This window comes from Kitasatospora sp. NPDC056531 (assembly GCF_042794375.1).
Classification (GTDB): Bacteria; Actinomycetota; Actinomycetes; order Streptomycetales; family Streptomycetaceae; genus Kitasatospora.
On sequence record NZ_JBHTTU010000297.1, the window covers coordinates 1 to 2,235 of the forward strand.

Annotated in this window: 2 protein-coding genes; both read right to left on the reverse strand. The window is 72.9% G+C overall.

What is annotated here, in order from left to right; all coding sequences use genetic code 11:
* Positions 1–116: 116 nt before the first annotated feature.
* Positions 117–983, reverse strand: coding sequence for a hypothetical protein (locus ACFQ87_RS45795; protein ID WP_380616978.1), 867 nt, complete (start codon positions 981–983; stop codon positions 117–119).
* Between the two features lie 25 nt (positions 984–1,008).
* Positions 1,009–2,142: a PQQ-binding-like beta-propeller repeat protein gene (locus ACFQ87_RS45800; protein WP_380616979.1), complete on the reverse strand. Its 1,134-nt coding sequence runs from the start codon at positions 2,140–2,142 to the stop codon at positions 1,009–1,011.
* Positions 2,143–2,235 lie beyond the last annotated feature (93 nt).

The window sequence follows — 2,235 nt, forward strand, 5'->3', positions numbered from 1 at the left end:
CCCACCAGCCCCATCGCTTCATTGGCCACACCCCGTCCCGACGAGGGTGTGACCAGCCCTGCACCGCTTGACAAAACGCCCTACATATCAGGGCCCGGGTCGGTGCCGTCGCGGTTTCACGAGGCGGCGAGCGTGGCCACGACGTCCTGGGCGCAGGCGGTGGCGGCGGCTTCGGCGTCGGCGGGCGGGATGTCCTTCACGGTAGGCCCGGAAAAGGTGTGCTTTTCATAGCTGATGGTGATAAGCGCGTTGCGCTGGAGCACCACGAGGTCGGCGTGGCCGTGCCCATTCAAGGTGGTGTAGAGCAGGGTTGCCTTCTCCCCCATGCCGGGAACGGCCCGGTCGTCAGTGACCTTCATTCCGATGGTGGCCCCCCCGGTCCGGTGCCCGACCAGGGTGTTCTCGTAGAGGTTGTCGGCGATCGGGGACAGCAAGACCATGACCTGCATCATGGTCATGCCTGCGTCATTGCTGTTCCAGCCCGCGCTCGCATTGGTCATGCCCCCGACGTCCTTTTGCTCGCTGCACGAGGCTCCCTTCGCATAGCGGTCGACCGTCTCGGGGCGAAGCAGGGCGCAGCCCGCGGCCAAGGTGGTGTAGGGCGCCGTCGTAGGGCTCGCCGGTCCGGAGGCCGCGGGCGTGACCGAGAGGGTCGGCGCGGGCGAGCCCGAGAGCCTCGGCGCGGGCGAGACGGTCGTCGCGGCGGACACGGTCGCCGCGGCGGAGACGGTCGTCGTGGCCGTCGTCCCCGCGGTCGCCGCCGGGGTGACGAGGTTGGCCACCAGGCCCAGGACGAGCGCTGCGGCGCCCGCCCCAGTCGTGACGCCTCCGAGCAGCCAGGTCCACCGCCGGGTAGGTCCGGCCGGGCGCAGGTCCGCCGGGTCGGGGAGGGTGGCGGGAGTGGGCTGTGGCGGCAGGGGGCGGGTGCCCGGGAGGGTCGGCAGCGGTTCGGTGGCGGGTGGGGTGTCCTCGATCTCGGCCATCTCGTGATGAACCCTTCGGAGGCTGTCAGCCGGCTGACAGGTGATAGGCGGTCAGGGTGGTCCCGTAGCCGACCAGCAGGGCCGAGTCCTGGGCGAGGACTTGCGGGGCCCCTGGCTGCCGGGCGAACGTCTGGTGCCATTGCGGGGTGCCGGCGGCGCTGGTGAGCGACTGCACGGTGATCCCGTCGGCGGCGGTGGGCGCAGTGATCAGGAACGACCCTCCGACGGCGCCCCACACGGTGGCGGCGCCGTGTGGCGACGGCCAGGTCCACGCGGTACGCCCGGTGCGCAGGTCGAGGGCGGACGCGTCCTGCGGGCCGCCGGTCACGACGACGGTTCCGGCGTCCGCGCACCCGGTGATGACGCCGGTGCGCGAGCCGGTCCAGAGCCGGGCGCCCTCGGTGTCGAAGGCTGCCGTCATGACCTTCCCGTTCGTGGCCGTCGTCGCGGTGAGGGGCAGGCAGGTGACCACTCCTTGGCGGAGTGAGAGCGAACCCTGGTAGAAACCGGTGTACACGGTCCCGGACGGAAGACCGGTGGGCCGGCTCCAGAGCGCGGTTGCGTTCTGGCCGTCCACGGCGGTGAGGGCGAGATCCGCGCCCAGGGCGTACAGCCGGCTCCCGTCCGGCGGCGCGTACAGGTCCTGGGCGTCGAGCGACCAGCGTTGGCGTCCGGTCGCGCTGTCGAGTGCCACGAACCGGAGGGCGCCCTTGGCGAGCCGGGCCGGGTCCCCGAGGAGCGTGACGATCAGAAACCCCGCCGACGGCATGCCCTGGATGCGGAACGAAGTGCCCAGCGCCGTACTGCTCCACAGTCGGCGCCCTCCGGCCGCGTCGTAGCCGTGCAGCGTTCCGTCCGCTCCGGTGACCAGCAGCAGGCCCGGCAGCGGCAGGGCGACGGACTGCGCACCGGGAACCGGGTCGGACGAACGCCAGACCGTGTCGCCGCTGCGCGCGTCGCGTGCCCGCACCGAGCCGTCGGAGTCCACGGACCAGAGCCGCCCGCCGTCGCCGACCGGGAGCATCCCCGCCTCCACGGTGCTGCTCCACAGCACCCGTCCGCCGGAACGGTCGTAGCCGACGGCCCCCGTGCGGTCCGCGCACACCACCGCCGCCGGTCCGCAGCCGACCGGTGTCATCCCGGCCCGCGGAAGGGTCACCGACCAGGCCGTCGGGGGGGGCCCCCCCGCTCCCCGCCCCAACCCCCCAGTGGGACCACCCCCCGCCGCCCTTGCGCGCCACTCTCCCCCTAA

Excerpts from the sequence above, each read along its gene's own strand:
- ACFQ87_RS45795 (WP_380616978.1), bottom strand. The coding sequence starts at position 983 with ATGGCCGAGATCGAGGACACCCCACCCGCCACCGAACCGCTGCCGACC.